This is a genomic window from Marinobacter sp. ST-43, from assembly GCF_030541085.1.
GTDB lineage: Bacteria > Pseudomonadota > Gammaproteobacteria > Pseudomonadales > Oleiphilaceae > Marinobacter > Marinobacter nauticus.
In genome coordinates this window covers 527,577-548,974 of the sequence record NZ_JASSVO010000001.1, presented here as the reverse complement: position 1 = coordinate 548,974, position 21,398 = coordinate 527,577, and the positions used below count along the sequence as shown (strand labels likewise).

18 protein-coding genes and 1 pseudogene are annotated in these 21,398 nt (G+C 57.5%); 2 read left to right on the top strand and 17 right to left on the bottom strand.

Annotated elements, in window-relative coordinates:
* Positions 1–50: 50 nt before the first annotated feature.
* A complete protein-coding gene (locus QPL98_RS02545; protein ID WP_014421393.1) occupies positions 51–836 on the top strand; it encodes an enoyl-ACP reductase in 786 nt (261 codons plus the stop codon).
* 56 nt (positions 837–892) lie between these two features.
* Here the strand turns inward: QPL98_RS02545 and QPL98_RS02540 are convergent, their stop codons facing one another.
* Complete coding sequence (locus QPL98_RS02540; RefSeq protein WP_153739917.1) at positions 893–1,309, bottom strand: PilZ domain-containing protein; 417 nt, start codon at positions 1,307–1,309, stop codon at positions 893–895.
* Positions 1,310–1,317: 8 nt separating this feature from the next.
* On the bottom strand, positions 1,318–3,054 hold the full coding sequence (locus QPL98_RS02535) for a DUF1631 family protein (RefSeq protein ID WP_227548792.1): 1,737 nt from the start codon (positions 3,052–3,054) through the stop codon (positions 1,318–1,320).
* A gap of 273 nt (positions 3,055–3,327) precedes the next feature.
* Here QPL98_RS02535 and QPL98_RS02530 point away from each other — a divergent pair, with 273 nt between their 5' ends.
* The gene (locus QPL98_RS02530; protein WP_011785031.1) at positions 3,328–4,407 is read left to right on the top strand and encodes a 3-deoxy-7-phosphoheptulonate synthase; all 1,080 of its coding nucleotides are present in this window, start codon (positions 3,328–3,330) and stop codon (positions 4,405–4,407) included.
* A 16-nt stretch (positions 4,408–4,423) separates the two neighbouring features.
* Here the strand turns inward: QPL98_RS02530 and cobA are convergent.
* The 15 genes and pseudogenes from cobA to truA form a co-directional block, all read right to left on the bottom strand.
* Positions 4,424–5,170 (bottom strand): annotated as a pseudogene (cobA, locus tag QPL98_RS02525) (uroporphyrinogen-III C-methyltransferase); the annotation flags it as partial.
* Between the two features lie 101 nt (positions 5,171–5,271).
* Positions 5,272–6,546, bottom strand: a complete 1,275-nt coding sequence (serS, locus tag QPL98_RS02520) for a serine--tRNA ligase (RefSeq protein ID WP_303292602.1) — start codon at positions 6,544–6,546, stop codon at positions 5,272–5,274.
* A 114-nt stretch (positions 6,547–6,660) separates the two neighbouring features.
* Positions 6,661–7,995: a replication-associated recombination protein A gene (locus QPL98_RS02515; RefSeq protein WP_153739921.1), complete on the bottom strand. Its 1,335-nt coding sequence runs from the start codon at positions 7,993–7,995 to the stop codon at positions 6,661–6,663.
* Positions 7,995–8,645, bottom strand: a complete 651-nt coding sequence (gene lolA / locus QPL98_RS02510) for an outer membrane lipoprotein chaperone LolA (RefSeq protein WP_011785035.1) — start codon at positions 8,643–8,645, stop codon at positions 7,995–7,997. The genes QPL98_RS02515 and lolA overlap by 1 nt, the downstream gene beginning before the upstream one ends.
* A 10-nt stretch (positions 8,646–8,655) precedes the next feature.
* On the bottom strand, positions 8,656–11,256 hold the full coding sequence (locus tag QPL98_RS02505; RefSeq protein ID WP_303292600.1) for a DNA translocase FtsK: 2,601 nt from the start codon (positions 11,254–11,256) through the stop codon (positions 8,656–8,658).
* A 22-nt stretch (positions 11,257–11,278) separates the two neighbouring features.
* On the bottom strand, positions 11,279–12,502 hold the full coding sequence (locus QPL98_RS02500; protein WP_113880123.1) for an O-succinylhomoserine sulfhydrylase: 1,224 nt from the start codon (positions 12,500–12,502) through the stop codon (positions 11,279–11,281).
* Positions 12,503–12,529: 27 nt separating this feature from the next.
* Positions 12,530–14,053 carry an amidophosphoribosyltransferase gene (purF, locus tag QPL98_RS02495; protein WP_303292597.1) on the bottom strand — a complete coding sequence of 508 codons (1,524 nt, stop codon included), beginning with the start codon at positions 14,051–14,053 and terminating at the stop codon, positions 12,530–12,532.
* Between the two features lie 34 nt (positions 14,054–14,087).
* On the bottom strand, positions 14,088–14,657 hold the full coding sequence (locus QPL98_RS02490) for a CvpA family protein (protein ID WP_014421384.1): 570 nt from the start codon (positions 14,655–14,657) through the stop codon (positions 14,088–14,090).
* Between the two features lie 93 nt (positions 14,658–14,750).
* Complete coding sequence (locus QPL98_RS02485) at positions 14,751–15,422, bottom strand: SPOR domain-containing protein (protein ID WP_303292594.1); 672 nt, start codon at positions 15,420–15,422, stop codon at positions 14,751–14,753.
* A gap of 92 nt (positions 15,423–15,514) precedes the next feature.
* Positions 15,515–16,837, bottom strand: coding sequence for a bifunctional tetrahydrofolate synthase/dihydrofolate synthase (gene folC, locus QPL98_RS02480; RefSeq protein ID WP_303292592.1), 1,323 nt, complete (start codon positions 16,835–16,837; stop codon positions 15,515–15,517).
* Positions 16,818–17,747 carry an acetyl-CoA carboxylase, carboxyltransferase subunit beta gene (gene accD, locus QPL98_RS02475; protein WP_014421381.1) on the bottom strand — a complete coding sequence of 310 codons (930 nt, stop codon included), beginning with the start codon at positions 17,745–17,747 and terminating at the stop codon, positions 16,818–16,820. Before accD ends, folC begins: the two co-directional genes overlap by 20 nt.
* 38 nt (positions 17,748–17,785) lie before the next feature.
* Positions 17,786–18,598: a tryptophan synthase subunit alpha gene (trpA, locus tag QPL98_RS02470; RefSeq protein ID WP_303292589.1), complete on the bottom strand. Its 813-nt coding sequence runs from the start codon at positions 18,596–18,598 to the stop codon at positions 17,786–17,788.
* Positions 18,599–18,615: 17 nt separating this feature from the next.
* A complete protein-coding gene (trpB, locus tag QPL98_RS02465; protein ID WP_031210933.1) occupies positions 18,616–19,812 on the bottom strand; it encodes a tryptophan synthase subunit beta in 1,197 nt (398 codons plus the stop codon).
* A gap of 4 nt (positions 19,813–19,816) precedes the next feature.
* Positions 19,817–20,446, bottom strand: coding sequence for a phosphoribosylanthranilate isomerase (locus tag QPL98_RS02460; protein WP_023010109.1), 630 nt, complete (start codon positions 20,444–20,446; stop codon positions 19,817–19,819).
* Positions 20,443–21,351: a tRNA pseudouridine(38-40) synthase TruA gene (gene truA, locus QPL98_RS02455; protein WP_023010108.1), complete on the bottom strand. Its 909-nt coding sequence runs from the start codon at positions 21,349–21,351 to the stop codon at positions 20,443–20,445. Before truA ends, QPL98_RS02460 begins: the two co-directional genes overlap by 4 nt.
* Positions 21,352–21,398: the final 47 nt, after the last annotated feature.

Genomic DNA, 21,398 nt, shown 5'->3' with positions numbered 1-21,398 from the left:
CAGGTCGGGGATAATGCGCCGAAACCACGGAACACAGGGAGCAGAAACCCATGGGAATCCTCAGTGGCAAAAAAGCACTGATTGTTGGCGTCGCCAGCAAACATTCCATTGCCTACGGCATTGCCGAGGCCTTCGCTCGTGAAGGCGCCGAAATGGCCTTCACCTATCAGAACGAGAAACTGCAGTCCCGCGTTGAGAAGTTTGCGGAACAGTGGGGCAGCAAACTGACTTTCCCCTGTGACGTCGCCAGCGACGAGCAGATTGACCAAGTATTCGAGCAACTGGGCAAACACTGGGACAACATCGACATCATCATCCATGCGGTTGGTTATGCGCCGGCCCATGAGCTGGATGGAAACTACGTGGACGTCACCACCCGTGACGGATTCCGGATTGCCCACGATATCAGCTCATACAGTTTCGTGGCCCTCGCCAAGGGCGCGCGCAAGATGATGCACGAAGGCAGCAGTCTGCTGACCCTGAGCTACCTGGGCGCCGAGCGGGTGCTGCAGAACTACAACGTGATGGGTCTGGCCAAGGCGTCTCTCGAAGCCAACGTACGCTATATGGCCGCCAGCCTGGGCAAGGAAGGCATCCGGGTGAACGGTATCTCAGCGGGCCCGATCAAGACCCTGGCCGCTTCAGGCATCAAGAGCTTCCGCCGCATGCTGGCCGAGAACGCCAAGCAGGCCCCCTTGCGTCGTAACGTGACCACAGAAGAAGTTGGCAACGCCGCCGCCTTCATGTCGTCCGACCTGGCCTCTGGTATCACCGGTGAAATCCTGTATGTGGACGGTGGTTTCAACATCACCGGCATGGCGGAGATGGACGCCTGATAGGTTCCCTACGTCAGCCATAGCAAAAGAGCCGGCGCGATGCCGGCTCTTTTCGTTCAGCTTTCCGAGAGTGCCCTGGCAACCGCCTCGATCCAGTCCAGATAGTCAGTTTCATCTGACTCAAGTACCCGGACGCCAATCAGATACCCCCACTCCGCCTCGCGACACCACATGACCTCGACACTCAGCCGGAAGTGCTCTGCGTGTTCCCCGAGACTTACCTCCGCAACCAAAATCGACCCGATGCTAAGCGATGCCTCGCACAACAGACTGATTCCACGGGCCGATATGTCGCGCACCTGACATTCCAGCCTGTCGGATACACCATCCAGTGTCGACGGCTCCGACTCCGGTTCGGCCGATTCCAGGAGTATCCAGGCACGCGCCCGGGCCGTTAGACGGTAGTCCTCACGAAGGTCTTTCCCTGACGGCAACTCGTCCTCTAATCCGAAGCCATAATCATCATCGATCATCGTTCACCTCAGTTCCGACCAACACGGATACGCCCGACAACACGGCTCAGGGTGTCATCAAACTCGGCCGAATTGCCAAGCACACGAATTCGTCCTTCCACGATCCCGTTAACCAGTTCGTCCTGGAGAAATTCCCGGCGATTGAGCCCCAGGCGATCCACAAACACATATTTACGCGAGGCAGAAATCTTGACGGCAAGCTTGAGCCGGACAGGGTCGTCATCCCGGGTTTCCTGGGTAAGCACAATCCAGCCACCGAGAGCGATACCTTCAACCTGTTTGGTGGCCACCAGCACGGCCTCTTTTCGCAAACGCTCCTGCTCCGCCTTCTCATTTGCCACCCGTTGGCGCTCAACCTCTTCACGCTCCCGTTCAAGTTCCTGCTGACGTGCGAGCTCTTCTTCCCGACGGCGCTGCTCGGCCGCTTCCCGTTCCTTTCGAAGCGCTTCGGCCCGGGCACGGGCTTCCTTGGCCGCCTTTTCCCGTTGTTCCAGCTGCCTGGCGCAGACTTTCGATAGCACTTCGAGGGTTTCTACAAGTACCTGACCGAAGGCCGTTGGTTCTGGAAGCGGCCTGAGCGCACCGCGGCCAAGCTCGGCGTGGAACTCGGCCCACGGCTGCAGTCCGAGTTTAACGCCGGCACCATTGGTCCAGAGCACTTCCCCGCTATCAGACAACAAAGCAAAGAAAAAACGTCGCTGTTCCCTTGCCCCTTCACCCTCTACAAACCACTGACCGACCAGAGGTTTGGCGTGGTCGGCCGAGACCGGCTCATTTGCCAGCCAGGTGCTGTCCCAGGAAAAATCTGAACCGGTGGCGAGCGCGGGCTCCAATTCTGGTGTCTCCCCTCGAATTCGAGCCACAATTACCGCCTGGATCTCGTGTAATGCCTGTTCAGGAGCATCCTCACCCAGAGCGCGAGTCCAGACTTCGCGGACACGGTCGCCGAGTTGTTCCCCGACGTGATACAACCGGTTACGATCCCGATCAGAAAGCTGGGGGTCGCCCACCCAGACCAGCCACTCCAGTAATTTGTTGGCGTGCCGATGCACTTCACTGTCCGCGCCTTCGGCCCAGACACTCTGTTTCAACACCTTGTGCCAGTCGGTCAGGATAAAGCGGGTAATGGCCGGCGGTAGCTGACGGCCCGTCAAGGCGCGGCCAATCAGAGCCCTGGCCACCTGATCTGACAAACGCTGGCGTGAAGCCCCCTGCTCGGTTTCCAACAACCGTTCCCGGAGCCGCGCCACCTGATCATCCCGCTTTCGGGTATCGGCAAGCCATTGGCTGCAGTAGTGCTCCAGCGGATCGCGGCTGCCGGCCTCAAAGCTGCCGGATACAGTAATAACCAGGCTATCAAGCTGATCCAGCAATACGCGGGATGATCGACCACCGGTATCACTCCAGCCACGCCATTCCTGAAGGTTATCAAGCCAGTCCAGAAGTACCCCGCTGAACACCTCCGCACCACACAGATCCAGTTGCCATGCCAGCCAGAACCGCAAGCGCGCTATGCGCCCCACCAGGGCGGCATGCAGGCCTGAGGTTTTCAGGAAGACATCCATGATCCGGTCGGAGAGGTAGGCCGCATTCACCTGTCGGACGGTCCACTCAATCTGAACCGAACGCAGCACTTTGGTTACCCGCTCATCCCGCTGTTCCGTCCAGCAGGACATCAATAAGGGACGCCAGTCCGGTTCCTGCTCCGGAGAAGACTTACTGGCGGGGTATGGCAGATCGGGCACCCGGATCCCGGACAGAACCTGGGTAATCCTTTCTGAAACCACCTTTCGGGAGGGAGCGACAGCCTGTGGTTTCGTTGATGAGGGCGACATCCGTTACCTGTTGTCCTGAAGCGTTGAGAAGCGTTGAAAAGGGCCTGCAAATAACGCAGTATAACCAACTCGCCGGGGTTTACTGCAACCTAGTATCCCACTCGCACTTATTATTCAATCATCCGGACAAAAGAATGAATATACCGGATGAGGTAACGACAAGATTCGGGGAAGCACAACAAGATGTCGGGTAAGAAACTGGAAAACCTGAACGTGGCCAGCCAGGAAACACTGATCACTCCTGAAGCACTGAAGCAAGAGATGCCACTGTCAGACAAGGCAGCCGAAACCGTTGCCAATGGTCGGCAAGCCATCTACGACATTATGGATGGCAAGGATCATCGTTTGTTCATTGTCGTAGGCCCCTGCTCGATTCACGATGTAGAAGCTGCCCGCGATTATGCCGCCCGACTGAAAAAGCTCGCCGATGAAGTCAGCGATACATTGTTGATCGTCATGCGCGTGTACTTCGAGAAGCCACGCACCACCGTAGGCTGGAAAGGCCTGATCAACGATCCGCACCTGAATGATACCTTTGATATCGAGCAGGGACTGCACATTGGTCGCCGCCTGCTGCTGGACATCAATGAGATGGGCCTTCCGGCCGCCACTGAAGCCCTGGACCCAATATCTCCCCAATACCTTCAGGACACCATAGCCTGGTCTGCTATCGGTGCCCGTACCACCGAGTCCCAGACTCACCGGGAAATGAGCAGCGGCCTGTCCATGGCCATCGGCTTCAAGAACGGCACCGATGGCAGCCTCGACGTTGCGGTAAACGCCATGAAGTCAGTCTCTCATCCCCACAGCTTCCTGGGCATCGACCAGCAGGGCAAAGTTGCCATTATTCGCACCAAGGGCAACAACTACGGCCACGTCGTGCTTCGTGGTGGTGGCGGCAAGCCAAACTACGACTCCGTCAGCGTAGCCTTGTGTGAACAGGCACTGGATAAGGCCAAGCTGCGCAAATCCATCATGGTGGATTGCAGCCACGCCAACTCCAGCAAGGATCCGGCTATTCAGCCTTTGGTAATGCAGGATGTGACTCACCAGATTCTGGAAGGCAATCAGTCTATCCAGAGCCTGATGGTGGAAAGCCACATTAACTGGGGTAGTCAGTCTATTCCGGAAAACCTGGCTGACCTGAAATACGGCGTATCCATTACCGACGCCTGTATCGACTGGGAAACCACCGAAAAAGCCATTCGCGACATGCGTGAGAAGCTGAAAGACGTTCTGCCTAAGCGGACCGCCTCTGCCTGAAGTCTGAAGCCGGGCCTCAGCGCCCGGCTTCTGCTCCAAGCCAGTCCAGACGGTTTCGAAGAGAAACCACATTGCCGATAATCACCAACGTCGGCGCCTGAGCCCCCTTCTCCTGAACCCGATCCACAATCGTTTCCAGAGTGCCGGTAATCACTTCCTGTTCCGGCGTGGTGCCGCGAGATACCAATGCCACAGGCATATCCGCCGGCATGCCGTGTGCCATCAGTTCCCGACTGATGATCGGTAAACCGACCAGGCCCATGTAAAACACCAGCGTCTGGTTATTCTGGACAAAATCCTTCCACGGCAGATCACAGGTGTCATTCTTCAGGTGCCCGGTAATAAACCGCACCGACTGGGCGTGATCCCGATGGGTCAGCGGAATACCGGCATAAGCAGCACAACCTGAGGCGGCAGTGATACCCGGCACAACCTGGAAACGGACGCCGGCCGAGGCCAGGGTTTCAATCTCCTCGCCACCACGGCCAAAGATGAACGGATCGCCGCCTTTAAGGCGTACCACCCGATAGCCTTCCCGGGCCAGATCCACCAACCGTTGATTGATCTGATCCTGCGGCAGCGTGTGGTTCGAACGTTGTTTGCCAACGTGGATCTTCTGGGCGTTTTCAGGAATAAGAGCCATGATTTCCGGGGAAACCAGGCGGTCGTACAACACCACCTCCGCCGACTGGATCAAACGCCAGGCTTTCAGGGTAAGCAGTTCCGGATCACCAGGGCCGGCACCGACCAAGGCAACTTCCCCGGCCGAGTTGTTGGGGTTATCCGTAACCGGGTTGGTCCGGTACCTTGCCGGTGCAGAGCCGACGGGTACGCCCTTTACTGGTGCATCCCTGGATTGATCATTCATTGAATACGCTCGACGCCTCCCATGTAGGGTTTGAGTACCTCGGGCACCAGAATACTACCGTCCGCCTGCTGATAGTTCTCCATCACCGCAATCATGGCGCGACCTACGGCCAGGCCGGAACCATTGAGGGTATGGACCGGTTCGGGCTTTCCAGTGTCCGGATTACGCCAGCGGGCTTGCATACGCCGTGCCTGAAAATCACGGGTGTTGGAACAGGAAGAAATCTCACGGTATTTACCCTGCCCCGGCAGCCAGACTTCCAGGTCGTAGGTTTTCGCGGCGGAAAAGCCCATGTCTCCGCCACAGAGGGTGACGACGCGGTAAGGCAGTTCGAGCAGTTGCAGGATCTTCTCGGCGTGTCCGGTCAGTTCCTCCAGCGCCTGCGTGGATTCATCCGGCCGAACGATGTGCACCAGCTCCACTTTGTCGAACTGATGCTGACGAATCATGCCCCGCACATCCCGGCCATAAGACCCTGCCTCACTCCGGAAACACGGCGTATGGCAAACCAGGAGCAACGGCAATTCAGCATCATCCAGAATGGTATCCGCAACCAGGTTCGTGGCCGGCACTTCCGCGGTAGGAATCAGGTACAGGGGATTGTCGCCGGCTGTGCGGAAAAGATCTTCTTCAAATTTCGGCAGCTGGCCCGTACCAAACAGAGTGTTGGCATTCACCAGATAAGGCACATAGGCCTCGGTGTAACCATGCTGCAGAGTATGCTGATCGAGCATGAACTGAGCCAGTGCACGGTGCAGGCGCGCCAGCTGTCCGCGCATAACAGCAAAACGGGAATGGGCCAGCTGAGTGGCCTTCTCAAAGTCCAGGCCTTTCAGCTGCTCACCCAGGGCCACGTGATCCTTAGGCTCAAAATCGAATTCACGGGGCGTACCCCAGACACGCGTCTCGACGTTGTCGTCTTCACTGGCGCCCGGTGGCACGTCGTCGTCGGGAAGGTTGGGAATACCGGCAAAGAAGGCATTCAGGGATTCCTGCACGGAACGCAGTTCGTCCTCGGCGTCACCACGTTGCTGCTTCAGGCTTTCGACTTCTTCCAGCAACGGTTTGATATCCTCACCGGCCGACTTGGCTTTGCCGATGGATTTCGACCGTTTGTTCTGCTCGCTCTGCAAGTTTTCCGTACGAACCTGAATGGCCCGGCGGCGTTCCTCAAGCTGCTCGAAGGTGGCAATATCAAACTCGAAATTCTTGATAGCCAGCCGACGGGCGATCTCTTCAGTCTGTGTACGGACACGTTTCGGATCGAGCATGTTGTTCCTGATTTCCGGTTAACGAATGAATGGTTATGCGGGCATTATACCTGCCGTGAATGCGCTGACCACCACCGGCCGGGCACAGGCAGGAAAATTGGCAAGGGATGGGGCTTAGTACCGCTTTTTGGGGCTGTTGGCATCCAGCGAGTCCAGTCGTTCGCGCTTCTCAGCCAGCTTGATTTCCAGCCCCCGCTGGACCGGTTGGTAATAGCGGCGCTGGTGGATCGCCTCCGGCAGGTAGGCTTCTCCTGCCGCATAGGCATCCGGCTCATCGTGGGCGTATCGGTACTCTTCTCCGTGCCCCATGCTTTTCAGCAATTTGGTGGGCGCATTACGCAGATGTACCGGAACTTCATAGTCCGGATCGCTGCGGATATCCGCGATGCATTGATTGTAAGCTTTGTAAACGGCATTGCTTTTGGGGGCAAGGGCCAGGTACGTAACGGCCTGCGCCAATGCCAGCTCACCCTCCGGGGAGCCCAGACGTTCCTGAGCATCCCAGGCCTGCAGGGTAATCTGGAGCGCCCTCGGGTCGGCATTACCGATGTCTTCACTGGCAATACGAACCAGGCGCCGGGCGACATACAGCGGGTCGCAACCTCCGTCGAGCATCCGGCACAACCAGTAAAGTGAACCGTCCGGGTTGGAGCCCCGCACCGATTTGTGCAGCGCCGAAATCTGGTCGTAGAAGACATCCCCACCTTTATCGAAACGGCGGAGACTGGTCTGCAGTACCTGTTCGAGAGTTTGAGCGGTAACCCGATTATTCCCGTCATCGTCCGGCTCAGCGAGGTCGGCGGCCACTTCCAGAATGTTCAGCGCTCGCCGGGCATCGCCACCGGACGCTTCCGCCATGGTCGCCAGCACCGACTCATCTACCCGAAGCTGGCCAGCGAAGCCCTGTTCGCTCTCAAGGGCACTGTCCAGCAACCGTCGTATATCCGCTGCCTCCAGGTTTTTCAGGACATAAACACGGGTACGGGACAGCAGGGCACTGTTCAGTTCGAAGGATGGGTTTTCGGTGGTTGCGCCCACGAAAATGAAGGTGCCATCTTCAATGTGCGGGAGGAATGCATCCTGCTGGCTCTTGTTGAACCGATGCACTTCATCCACGAACAAAAGCGTATCCCTGCCCTGGGACTGTTTACGGTTGCGGGCCCTTTCCACCACCTCGCGAATTTCCTTAACGCCACTGAGGACTGCAGAGATGGTTTCGAAGGAAAGGTCGCCGACATTGGCCAGCAGGCGAGCAAAGGTGGTTTTTCCGACTCCGGGCGGCCCCCAGAGAATCATGGAATGCAGCTGCCCCTGTTCCACGGCCCGGCGCAGAGGTTTGCCAGGGCCGACCAGATGAGCCTGGCCGACATAGCCTTCAAGAGAAGTCGGCCGCATACGAGCGGCCAGGGGCTGAAAGCCGGTCTCAGTCTGAAACAGGCTGTCCTGCATCAGGCACCATCCCGAATCACGTCAACCCCCTCCGGATAATCGAGGCGGAAGACACTGGAGTCGAGTGCCTGATTCAGTTCAATATGGTCGAAGCTGAGAATGCTCATCTGGGACAATGAATCCCGCATGCGCATTTCCTGCAGCTCTCCGTCATAGAAGCTCAGTCGCAGAGAGGTAAACAGAGAATCCTGGCTACGGGGTACCAGAGTGAACTCACGGGTGCTTTCGCCAAGATCCCGAACGCTCACTTCGTAACTCTCATCCAAGTTCTCTACTTCGCCGCTTAACAGCAGTGCCGGCGTGGTCTGAACCCGCTCATCAAGGGAGTGGACGGTTACCTGCTCCAGATCCGGATCGTAGACTTCGACTTTGTCGCCATCGCTGACAATAAACTGGGACAAGGGTGCACCGGTCTCCCAGTAGAACAAACCAGGGCGTTTGGCTTTGAGCGATCCACGGGTTTCCTGAACCTGACTGCCATTCTCGTTGACGACAATCTGTATGAAATCCGCCTGATAGGTCTCGTAGCCTTTCAGAATCGAGGTCAACTGCTCAGCCGCGCCCCGGGATGCCTGTACGCTCTCAGCCTGGGACAGGCCAGACCACGTTGCTGCCAGCATCAACAGGATTCCTGAAAACATTCTGATCATCTGATAACTCCTAGTCTCTGGGAGGCGGCGGTGCAAGAACTTCTCTGGCACCGTTGTGGCCCGCCGGGCTGACTACCCCCGAAGCTTCCATGGCATCCACCAGATTGGCGGCACGGTTGTAGCCGATCTTGAATTTACGCTGGACCGACGAAATCGATACCCGTCGGTTTTCGGTAACAAAGGCGACAGCTTCGTCAAACAGGGCGTCGCCCTCTTCGCCACCACCGGCGCCGCCCTCGCTGAGCGTGGGCACACCAGGAAGGTGCTCACCCTCGGCGCCATTCAGTACATCATCCACGTACTCCGGCTCACCCCGGGCTTTCCAGGCACTGACGACGCGGTGAACTTCGTCATCATCGACAAAGGCCCCGTGCACCCGCACCGGTAAACCGGAACCAGGTGGTAGATAAAGCATGTCGCCATGGCCCAGCAACTGCTCTGCGCCGCCCTGGTCGAGAACGGTGCGGGAGTCGATCTTGGAGGACACCTGGAACGACATCCGGGTGGGAATGTTCGCCTTGATCAGGCCGGTAATCACATCAACGGAGGGCCGCTGGGTTGCCAGAACCAGGTGGATGCCAGCCGCCCGTGCCTTCTGGGCAATCCGGGCAATCAATTCTTCCACTTTCTTGCCGACAATCATCATCATGTCGGCAAATTCATCGATCACCACCACAATAAACGGCAGTGTATCCAGCTCAGGGCGTTCCTGCTCATCATTGGCAAGGTATTCATCCGGCTTCCAGAGTGGATCCAGCAGCGGCTCTCCCTCCGCCCGGGCATCTTTCACCTTCTTGTTGTAGCCGGCAATATTTCGAACCCCCAGGCTGGCCATCAGCCGGTAGCGGCGCTCCATCTCGGCCACACACCAACGCAGGGCATTGGCGGCCTCTTTCATGTCCGTGACCACTGGCGCCAACAGATGCGGGATCCCGTCGTAAATGCTCAGCTCAAGCATCTTCGGGTCAACCATGATGAACCGGACCTCGTCCGGAGTGGCCTTCAGCAACATGCTCAACAACATGGCGTTCACCCCCACCGACTTACCGGAACCGGTGGTGCCGGCGACCAGCAGGTGGGGCATCTTGGCCAGGTTGGCAACCATGGGGTTGCCCCCAATATCATTCCCCAGAGCCAATGTCAGTGGAGAGGAGGATTCGGTGAACACTTTTGCACCCAGCACTTCGCTCAGGCGTACAATTTCACGCTCCTCGTTGGGAATCTCGATGCCGACCACGGATTTGCCCGGAATCACCTCGACCACCCGCACACTGAGCACGGCCAGGGATCGGGCCAGGTCTTTTGCCAGGTTGGAGATCTTGCTGACCTTGACCCCGGGCGCCGGTTTGATCTCGAAGCGGGTAATCACGGGGCCGGGATTAACCTCGACTACCTCAACTGACACCCCGAAATCGCTTAGCTTCTCTTCGAGCAAACGGGACATGTGCTCCAGAGACTCTTCCGAATAACCTCTTTCTTTGTGCTCCTCGGGAGGGTCCAGCAATGAAATCGGCGGAATCGGGCTTTCAATGTCTTCGAGCAGAGAGCCCTGGCGGTCATCACCCTTTTTCGGCGCACCGCCCTGCTCTTCTTTCTTGAACGGCGATATTTTCAGGGAACGGGCTTTTGCCTTTTCAGCCGGGGGAGGCGATGGCTCTGCCTTTACATCCCGAGAGCTGAAACTCTCCAGGTGCTCTGGTTCCGCTATGGATGCAGGCAGCCCTTCGATAGCCGGCTCTTTCCGTTCGCGCTGGGGCTCCCGAGCCCTGGTATCCTCCGCGGGTTTTGCACGACGACCAAATATCCGCTGCCACCAGCTCTGCTGGCCTGACTTTCGGTCATTTTTACCCTTCTCGCGAGCCCGTACTTTGTCACGCACAACCGGGGGTTCCGGTTCCGGCTTTGGTGCTTCCACCCTGGCTGCCGAGGTTCCCTGGCCGGCGGTCTTTTCAGCCTTCTTCCCTGCCCCGGCGAATAGCGATTTGGCGGCCAGGGCAAACTTCAGGGTCAAGCCGCCCACCTGATCCATCAACCGGAACCAGGACAGGCCGATAGTCACCGTCAGGGCAAAGAGAAAAATGGCAATCAGCAGCAACGTGGTCGCCGGAAGATTAAAAAACCGCACCATGGCTTCAGACACCGCAGTACCCAAAACGCCGCCAGAGGAGGCGCCCAAGCCAAATACGGAGTAGAGAGAAAGCAGGCTGGTGGCAGACAGCAGTATAAGAACAAAACCGCCAAAGCGGACCATGAACAGCGGCCAGTGCATATCCAGCGGTTGATGCCGGCGACGAATCAGCATGATGGCGTAACCGGCAACCATCACGGGAAACAGCCAGGACACATGGCCAAAGAAATCCATGAACAGGCTCGCCAGCCAGGCACCGGTGCGACCTGCGTAATTCTGAACACGGATATCGTGGCCAATGCTGGCCCAGCCAGGGTCAGCCGGATTGAAGGTAAACAGGGCCATGGCGAGATAGATGCACAGCACAATCAACGCAATGACCGCGCCTTCCCTGGCCCCCTGAGCCATCAGGCGACGAAATCGCTTCTGCTTGTCGGTCAGTTCTGTGGCTACTGCTTTCTTCGCTTTCGCGGATTCCGCCATGAATGCTCAAACCGTCCGGTTGTTAATCTTTCAACGCCTGGAAACCTCTGTCCAGATCGGTTTTCAGATCCTTGATGGATTCGATACCGACTGACAGGCGAATCAGGTTCTCGGTAATGCCTGCCCTCGCCTTGTCCTCGGGAGAGAGGCGTCCATGAGTGGTTGTCGCCGGATGAGTGATGGTGGTTTTCACATCCCCCAGATTGGCGGTGATGGAAATCATCCGGGTCGCGTCAATAAACTTCCACGCCTGTTCCCGGCCACCCCTTACCAGGAAGGAGAGCACGCCACCAAAGCCGTCCTGCTGTTTTTTCGCCAGCTCGTGCTGCGGATGGCTCCGCAAGCCTGCATAGTAAACTTTCTCCACACAGTCCTGCTGTTCCAGCCACAACGCCAACTCTAACGCATTGTCACAATGGGCGCGCATACGAATCGGTAAGGTTTCCAGGCCCTTCTGGAACACCCAGGCATTGAACGGACTCATCGTCGGGCCGGCGGAACGGAGGAAACCATAAATCTCGTCCAGGTATCTCGCCGGCCCAACCACCACGCCACCGACACAACGGCCCTGGCCGTCGAGATACTTGGTGGCTGAATGAATAACGATGTCGGCGCCCTGCTCCAGTGGCCGCTGCAGCACGGGTGTGCAGAAGCAGTTGTCGACCACCAGCAAAGCATCGTTTTCACGGGCGATGGCCGACAAGGCCGCAAGATCCGCCACTTCACACAACGGATTGGACGGGGTTTCCAAAAACAGCATCCGGGTGGCGGGGCGAACCTCAGCCTTCCACTCATCGGTGTTCGTCAGGCTCACAAAGCTGGTTTCCACGCCAAACCGGGCCATGTACTTCTGAAACAGTACGTTGGTCGTCCCAAACACACCTCGGGAACAGATCACATGGTCGCCGGACTTCAGCAGAGACATGCAGGTGCTGAGAATGGCAGCCATACCTGAAGCAGTCGCAACACCACGCTCTCCCCCCTCCATGGCAGCAATTCTGGCTTCAAATGCCTGAACCGTCGGGTTGGTAAACCGGGAGTAGATATTACCGGGCTCTTCACCGCCAAAACGGGCAGCCGCCTGGGCCGCGCTACCATAGACGAAGCTGGAGGTCGGGAAGATTGCATCGCTGTGTTCGAGCTGCCCGGTACGAATCTGCCCTGCCCGCACGGCCAGGGTATCGACCGACATGCCTTCCAGGTCCGATTCGGGAATCCAAACGTGTTCTTCTCGGCCGAACGTCATGACAGTCTCCTGGCGTAATTGCGGGTGTCAGTCTTCATCATTGTGCAGGTCAATAATGGCGTTGTCGTCATTCGCGACCTGACTGGTTGAGCGCTTCTCATCCTTGCGAAGATCTTCCAGCCTGGTCAGGTAAGCTTCATCCACGTCGCCGGTAATGTAATCCCCGGTGAACACCGAGCATTCCCAACCGTCGATGTCTTCATTGACATCGTTGACACAGGAAATCAGGTCATCCAGGTCCTGATACACCAACCAGTCGGCGCCGATCAGATCCCGAACCTCTTCCACCGTGCGGTCATGGGCAATCAGTTCGCTGGCAGAAGGCATGTCGATGCCGTACACATTGGGATAGCGCACGGGGGGCGCAGCCGACGCGAAATAGACATTACGTGCTCCGGCATCCCGGGCCATCTGCACAATTTCCTTACAGGTAGTGCCCCGTACGATGGAATCGTCCACCAGCATGACGTTCTTGCCACGGAATTCCAGGTCAATCGGGTTGAGCTTCTGGCGTACCGATTTCTTACGCATTTTCTGGCCGGGCATGATAAAGGTACGGCCAATGTACCGATTCTTGATAAAGCCTTCGCGATACTTCACGCCCAACTGATGGGCCATTTGCATGGCGGACGTACGACTGGTGTCCGGAATGGGAATGACTACGTCGATATCGTGGTCGGGCCGCTCGCGCAGGACCTTGTCTGCCAGCACCTCGCCCATCCGGAGCCGGGCCTTGTAACAGGAAACGCCGTCCATGATCGAGTCCGGACGGGCAAAATAGACATGCTCAAAAATACACGGATAGAGCTTGGGTGATTCGGCGCACTGTTCTGAATACAAGGTGCCATCGGTTTCAATATAGACAGCCTCGCCCGGAGCAATGTCACGAACGATGCTGAAACCGGCAGCATTGAGGGCGACGCTTTCCGACGCGATCATGTATTCCTTCTGGCCCTCTTCATTTTCCCGGACACCGTAGCAGGCGGGCCGGATACCGTTCGGGTCCCGGAAACCGACGATGCCATAACCGGTGATCATGGCGATAACAGCATAGGCACCTTTGCAACGCTTGTGCACTGCGCGCACAGCGGAAAAGATCTCGTCCTTGGTGGGGTTCAGCTTACCCAGTTTCTGCAGTTCGTGGGCGAACACGTTCAGCAGAACTTCAGAATCCGAGTTGGTGTTGATGTGGCGCAGATCGGTTCGGAACAGATCGCTGCTCAGCTCATCGGCATTGGTCAGGTTCCCGTTGTGCGCCAAGGTAATGCCGTAGGGGCTGTTCACATAGAAAGGCTGGGCCTCCGCTGAACTGGAGCTACCCGCCGTGGGATAACGCACATGCCCGATGCCCACGTTACCCACCAACCGGCGCATATGGCGAGTATGGAAAACATCCCGCACCAGTCCATTGTCTTTACGCAAAAAGAATCGGTTGTCCTGGAAGGTAACAATACCCGCCGCATCCTGGCCACGGTGCTGAAGAACAGTCAGTGCATCATAAAGAAGCTGATTGACGTTGGAAGTACTGACGATACCGACAATGCCGCACATGGCTGGATATATCTCCGAGTGTTAAAACTGAATGTTAACGGGATGCAGACGCGGGTTCCACGCCTTCAGGTTCTGCGGACGCCTCCGGGGCTGTCTGAGCGCCCTGCTCCGGACCGAGGAAGCGGGCAAATTCGTCGCCGAGCGTGCGCCTGGACCAATCCTCAACTACCGCAAGGCGTTCAATCATGACCGACGTTCTCCACCAGGTATCCTCGGCCAGCGGCGTGTAGCGCGTGAAGGCAATGGCGACAATCACAACCACAACCCCTCTGAGAAGACCAAACCCCATGCCGAGTACCCTGTCCGTTGCTGACAGGCCGGTCGCACGCACCAGGTGGCCGATCATATTGTTGATGATCGCGCCAACGATCAGGGTGCCAAAGAAAAGGATGGCAAACGCTGCAATCAACCGCACCAGCGGTGTTTCCACCGTGGACTCCAGAAGAGATTGCATCTGGGGGTGAAACGTCCGGGCGATGATAAATGCACCAACCCAGGTAACCAGCGACAGCGCTTCACGGACGAAGCCCCGCTTCAGACTGATAAGCGTGGAGACGGCAATGAGGGCAATGATGACCCAGTCTATCCAGATCAGCGCTTCCATGGAAAACCCGGTGGAGAAAACGAAAGGCGGATTCTAACAGGAAACCGGGTGACACCAAACTGCCGAAGCCAGATTAAATCCGGCAACGGCCAGTTATTTGTCGCCGGTGGTGACCAGGCTGTTCAAGCCGAAGGCTTTATCAAGGGCCGCCTTGGCTTTCTGGGCATCGTCTTTGTTGACGAACGGGCCGCTGAATACCCGGGTCAGGGTGCTATCGCCGCGATCAACCTGTTGCAGGTGGGCGCCGTACCCCATGTCGAGAACCTTGTCCCGCAAACGCCGGGCGTTGTCCTGGTTACCAAAACTGCCAAGCTGCACCACCCACGCACCTTCAAGTGAACCGGTAAACTCGGCCTTATCGCCAGGTTCTGCAGCGCCTGCGGAGGCAGCATCTTGTTTTTCGGCTGGCGCCGCAGGCTCCGGCTCAGCGGAGGATTCTGCCGGTACTGGTTCCACCTGTTGGGAATTTGGCTCCGGGGCGGGCTCCTCCTCGGCAACAGCGTTTTCCTCGATGATCCGGAAACCGGCCGCCGGCTCGTCGTTAACGGGCGGCGCGGAACTCCTGGGTGCCTCTGCGCCGACGGTCTCGTTATCCGGATACTGAGATTCAGGCATCTCAACTTCGGGGAACGGAGGTTCCTCGGGAATGGTGATGGGGGTTGACTGTCTTTGGGAATGGGGCTCGTCAAAAATCATCGGCACGAAAATAACCGCGAGTGAAACCAGCACCAGTGCGCCAATGATCCGCTGCTTCAGTCCATCCACCTGAGAGGGCTCCCGTTAACAACCTGTTTGATCACGATACTAACCGGCCACTCGCCAGAACTCAAAGCTTCCCAGGGGCCTATGGACAAACTTTAAGACGCTTCCGAAGCCGGCAGAAGCTCTTCCCTGGCCAGAGCAACCGTGAAGAACGAACCGAACACCACGACCCGATCACCGGACACTACCTCGCCCATGGCCGCTGCGAGAGCCTCAGACACAGAATCAAAAACGCCGGGCGTTCCCTGAAATGGCACGCTTGCGATACGCCTCATCAGGCTGTCGGAATCAAGCCCTCTGGCAACATTCAGGCCCGCCAGGTACCACTGATCAACGACGGACGACATGGCACCGACCACACCCTCCACGTCCTTGTCTCCCAACGCGCCGTACACAGCCAGGATACGCCCGTGGCCATCACCATCACATCGAAGGTTACGGAGGTTGTCAGCGAGCCAGGCAGCAGCATGGGGGTTGTGACCAACGTCTATAATGACATCCGGATCGTGATGAATGGTTTCAAACCGGCCTGGAACCCGCACGCTATGTATCGCATGCTGAAGGCTTTCCAGTGAAAGCTCCGGTACGAGTTGCCGGGAAAGCACCGCCGCAGCCGCGACACTCTGGACAGGCAAGGGGCCGGCCGGCAACTCGACCCGCTCGTCGCCGATAGTGAGCAAAACCTGTCCGGGAGCGCCAGGCGCAAGCGTATAATCACGGCCGGTGAGCTTCAGCGCCACCTTCTGCGCCGCGGCCTGTTGAAGGACCGAGGATGGAGGATTTGGATCCGCACAAACGGCGGGTATACCCGGCCTGAGGATCCCCGCTTTTTCAAAACCAATGACTTCCCGGTTATCCCCCAGAAAACCAATATGATCGATATCTACTGACGTGATCACCGCGTAGTCCGGGTCCAGCACGTTGACTGCATCCAGGCGACCTCCCAACCCGACTTCCAGCACCCAATTCTCAACGCCGGCGTCTGCAAATGCGACAAAAGCGGCCAGCGTTCCGAATTCAAAATAGGTCAGAGTCACCCCGCGGCGAGCCGCCTCCACCCGCTCGAAGGCGGTCACCAGGGTCGCATCGGAAATCTCCTGGCCACCAATCCGAACCCGCTCGTTATAGCGGAACAGATGGGGGGACATATAAGCCCCGGTGCTCCTGCCGGCTGCCAGCAAAATCGACTCAAGTGCCGTAACCGTGGTGCCTTTGCCATTGGTCCCTGCCACGGTAATGATGCGAGCCTGAGGCTTGCGCGGGAACAACCGCCGCAGAACCACCAGTACCCGGTCCAGGCCGAGATCTATTTCTGTGGGATGAATGGCTTCGAGCCAGTGCAGCCATTCTTGAACAGACGCCCCGAGGGCCGGAGGCCCAACGGGGGCTGAGGAGGATTCAGTGCCCTTCTGGTTCATCAACGTCCGGCTTTTCAGTAACTTCAAATTCGATGGGGGCTTCGGTGCCGGGCTTTTCCTGGGCAGTAAACTTGGCCAACAGATGGGCGATGCGCTCACGCATCTGATGACGATGCAGAATCATATCAATCGCACCATGTTCCAGCAGAAATTCGCTGCGCTGGAAACCTTCCGGCAGTTTCTCGCGCACGGTTTGCTCGATAACCCGTGGGCCCGCGAAACCGATCAGAGCGTAAGGTTCAGCAATATTGAGGTCACCCAGCATAGCGAGGCTGGCCGATACACCACCAAAGACCGGATCGGTCATCACTGAAATGTATGGTATGCCTTCCTGCTTGAGCTTCTCCAACACCGCCGCGGTCTTGGCCATCTGCATCAATGACAGGATGGCTTCCTGCATGCGGGCACCGCCACTGGCGGAAAAGCAGACCAAGGGAATCCGGTGCTCAAGAGCCACATTCGCTGCCTGGACAAACTTCTCGCCAACCACCTGACCCATCGAACCGCCCAGGAAGTTGAACTCGAACGCGCAGGCAACCAAAGGGACACCCATGGTTGTGCCACGCATGGCAATCAGCGCATCTTTTTCGCCGGTCGCTTTCTGCGCCGCCGCGAGTCGGTCCTTGTAGCGCTTGCTGTCTTTGAACTTCAGCCGATCTGACGGTTCGAGGTGAGCTGCCAGCTCCTCACGCCCGTCTTTGTCCAGAAAGATATCCAGTCGACGACGTGCAGACACCCGCAGATGGTGATTACACTTGGGGCAAACGTCCAGGTTCTTCTCGAGCTCCGGCTTGTACAGGAATGCGCCGCATTTGGGGCATTTCTTCCATAACCCTTCCGGCACTCCGGTACGTTGCCGTGATTCCGAGCGAATCTTGCTCGGCATGATTTTGTCCAGCCAGTTACTCATGCTCTCGTCCTGTCCTTTGATGCCTGGATAATGCCCGCTCAGTGAGCGAGGCTGTCCAGCGCTTCGCGCATCGGGTGCAGCAGATCCGTCAGTGCGTTACGCAAAGCGTCAGGATCTGTCTGATGTCGGGCTATTGTATCGACCAGAACACTGCCAACAATTACACCATCGGATACTCTGCCTACTGCAGCGGCAGTTTCCGCATCCCTGATACCAAAGCCCACACCCACCGGTAACGCCGTGAGCTCGTGCACGTGGGCCACTTTCTTCGCGACTTCATCAACATCAATGGTTGCGGACCCGGTCACGCCCTTGATAGAAACATAGTACACATAGCCGGATGAGTGCTCACTGATCGCCTTGATCCGGTCATCCGTGGTTGTCGGCGCCAAAAGGAAAACCGGATCCAGATGGCGGTCGGCAAACAGCGGTGCTACCTGATCAGCCTCTTCGGGAGGCAGGTCAACCGTCAGAACGCCATCGACACCTGCGTCCGCTGCCGCATCTGCAAACGCTTCATAGCCCATGGCCTCCATCGGGTTCAGATAACCCATCAGCACCACCGGGGTATCCGGATCGGTCTTGCGGAACTCCTTGACCATCGCCATCACCTGACGCAGCGACGTACCGTGCTTGAGCGCCCTTTCACAGGCCAGCTGAATCACCGGACCATCAGCCATCGGGTCCGAGAACGGCACGCCCAGCTCGATAATATCAGCACCGGCAGAGACCAGGGTATGCATCAGGCTGACCGTCTGATCCGGATGTGGATCGCCCGCTGTAATATAGGGAATCAGCGCCTTGCGGCCCTGCTCTTTCAATGTTTTCAATACGCCTTCAATTCGGCTCATGCCTGCTCCTGATACCTTCAGATCTCAATGCCATCAAGCTGGGCAATGGTGTGAATATCCTTGTCGCCGCGACCAGAGATGTTGATAACCAGCATTTGGTCCTTGTCCATGGTGGCGGCAAGCTTCACGCCATAAGCCACAGCGTGGGCGGTTTCCAGCGCCGGCATGATACCCTCAACCCGCGTCAGTTTACGGAAGCCATCCAGGGCCTCGTCATCAGTCACCGACACGTAATTGGCGCGGCCAATGTCTTTCAACCAGGCATGTTCGGGCCCCACTCCGGGATAGTCCAGACCAGCACTAACGGAATGTGTTCCGGCGATCTGGCCATTCTCATCTTCCATCAGGTAGGTCCGGTTACCATGCAGCACACCGGGGCGGCCGGCACAAAGCGGAGCCGCATGTTGTCCGGTTTCAATACCCAGACCACCGGCTTCAACACCATAAAGCTCCACGGACTCATCCGCCAGGAACGGATAGAACATACCAATGGCGTTAGAACCGCCACCGACGCAGGCCACCAGTGCGTCCGGCAGTTTACCCACTTTTTCCATGGCCTGTTTACGGATTTCTCGCCCAATCACCGACTGGAAATCACGCACCAGTAAAGGATAGGGATGCGGCCCTGCCACAGTGCCGATGATGTAGAAAGTATCATCCACATTCGCGACCCAGTCGCGCATGGCATCATTCATGGCATCCTTAAGGGTTTTCGTACCGCTCTGAACGGCATGGACGGTCGCGCCCAGCAGTTTCATGCGGTACACGTTCAGGGACTGACGCTTGACGTCTTCTGCCCCCATGAATACGTGACATTCAAGGCCCAGACGGGCACAAACCGTGGCGGTGGCTACACCATGTTGACCGGCGCCAGTTTCTGCAATGATGCGCTTCTTGCCCAGAAAACTGGCCAGCAGGGCCTGGCCAATGGTGTTATTCACCTTATGGGCACCGGTGTGGTTGAGGTCTTCGCGCTTGAGCCAGATTTGTGCGCCACCGGCTTCCCGAGTCAGGCGCTCTGCGAAATACAGCGGGCTGGGACGGCCAACATAATCGGCGAGGTCATTATCAAAAGTCGCCTGGAATTCCGGATCCTCCTTCAACCGAAGGTACTCCTTTTCCAGGGTCATCAGAGAATCCATCAGGGTTTCTGAAACAAACCGTCCACCAAAGGCACCGAAGTGACCTCTCGCATCAGGAAGCGCCTTCAACATTTCTTCAGTCAGTTTTACAGACACGGTGAACCTCTTTGAAAAATTGAGACAATTTGGTGGCGTCTTTCTTACCCTTGCTCTCTTCCACCCCACCGCTGACGTCAACAGCCCAGGGGCGTACCTGCTCAATCGCGCGGGCTACGTTATCAGATGACAACCCACCGGCCAATATCAGGGGCAAGGGCCTGCTTTCAGGAATCAGTGACCAGTTGAACGACTGGCCGGTACCGCCATAGCGGTTTGGATCCCAGGCGTCCACCAACAAACCGGAAGCCTGATGATAATCGGCAAACGCCTGTTCGATCTGTCCGGGCTCACGCACCCTGACGGCCTTGATCCAGCGCCGGCCAAAAGACTGGCAGAACTCCGGACTCTCATCGCCATGGAACTGCAGGAGATCCAGTGGCACAGCATCCAGAACGGCTTCGACATAATCCCGCTCAGGATTCACGAACAGTCCAGTAACCGCCACGAACGCAGGAACCTTGGCGGCCAGGATTCGGGCCTGCTCCAGATCGACCGCTCTAGGGCTCGGCGCATAAAACACCAGACCTATGGCATCGGCGCCACAGGCTACCGCGGCTTCCACATCCTGCGGGCGCGTCAGGCCACATATTTTTACGCGGGCTGTCATGCAGGAGCCTTTCCCTGTTTCGGGTGTATGTGAGTTGGTGTGATCGGCGCGTTGCTGGCCGGGTCAAACCAGGGAGTAACGAACGCCGGTCCACACAATGCCTTGGGAATCCCGAAGGACTCAGGATAACCGACATCCACCAGGTAGAGCCCGTAAGGAGGGGCGGTCACACCGGCAAGTTTGCGATCACGGCGTTCCAGAATATCACCAATCCAGCCTTCAGGCTGCTGACCATTACCAACCGCCATCAAGGCACCGGCAATATTGCGTACCATATGATGAAGAAAGGCGTTGGCCTGCACATCTATTACGACAAACTCTCCGCATCGGGTTACCGAAATCTGCTCCAGAAACCGAACCGGAGTCCGGGACTGGCAACCGGCAGCGCGAAATGAGGAGAAGTCATGCTCGCCGACCAGTGCCTGGGCTGCACGATGCATTCTTTCGGCATCCAACGGACGAAAGGTCCAGGACACCTGTCCACGCTGGATCCCCGGGCGCACCGGATGATTGTAGATCACATACCGGTAACGTCGGTAAATCGCGGAAAACCTGGCGTGAAAATCGCCCTGACCGTTCCCTGCCCAGTGCACAGAAATGTCATCAGGTAATGCCGTGTTCATTCCCATGACCCAGGAACGAAGGTTTCGAACCGATGGCGTGTCAAAATGGGCTACCTGAAAACTGGCATGCACGCCGGCGTCGGTGCGGCCTGCACACACCAGGTCGACCGGATGGTCGGCAACGCGGGCCGCGGCCCGGGAAAGTTCTGCCTCCACCGAACGCACGCCACTCTTCTGCAATTGCCAGCCATGAAAGGCCTGACCGTCGTACTCAAAGATGATGGCAACCCGTCCATTACCAATGGCGTTATCTGTGGTGAGAGGCTGAGGCGTGAGGAACAAGTGCTGACCCGATTGCTGTCCACTGAAAAAGCAAAACGCCGGCTCAA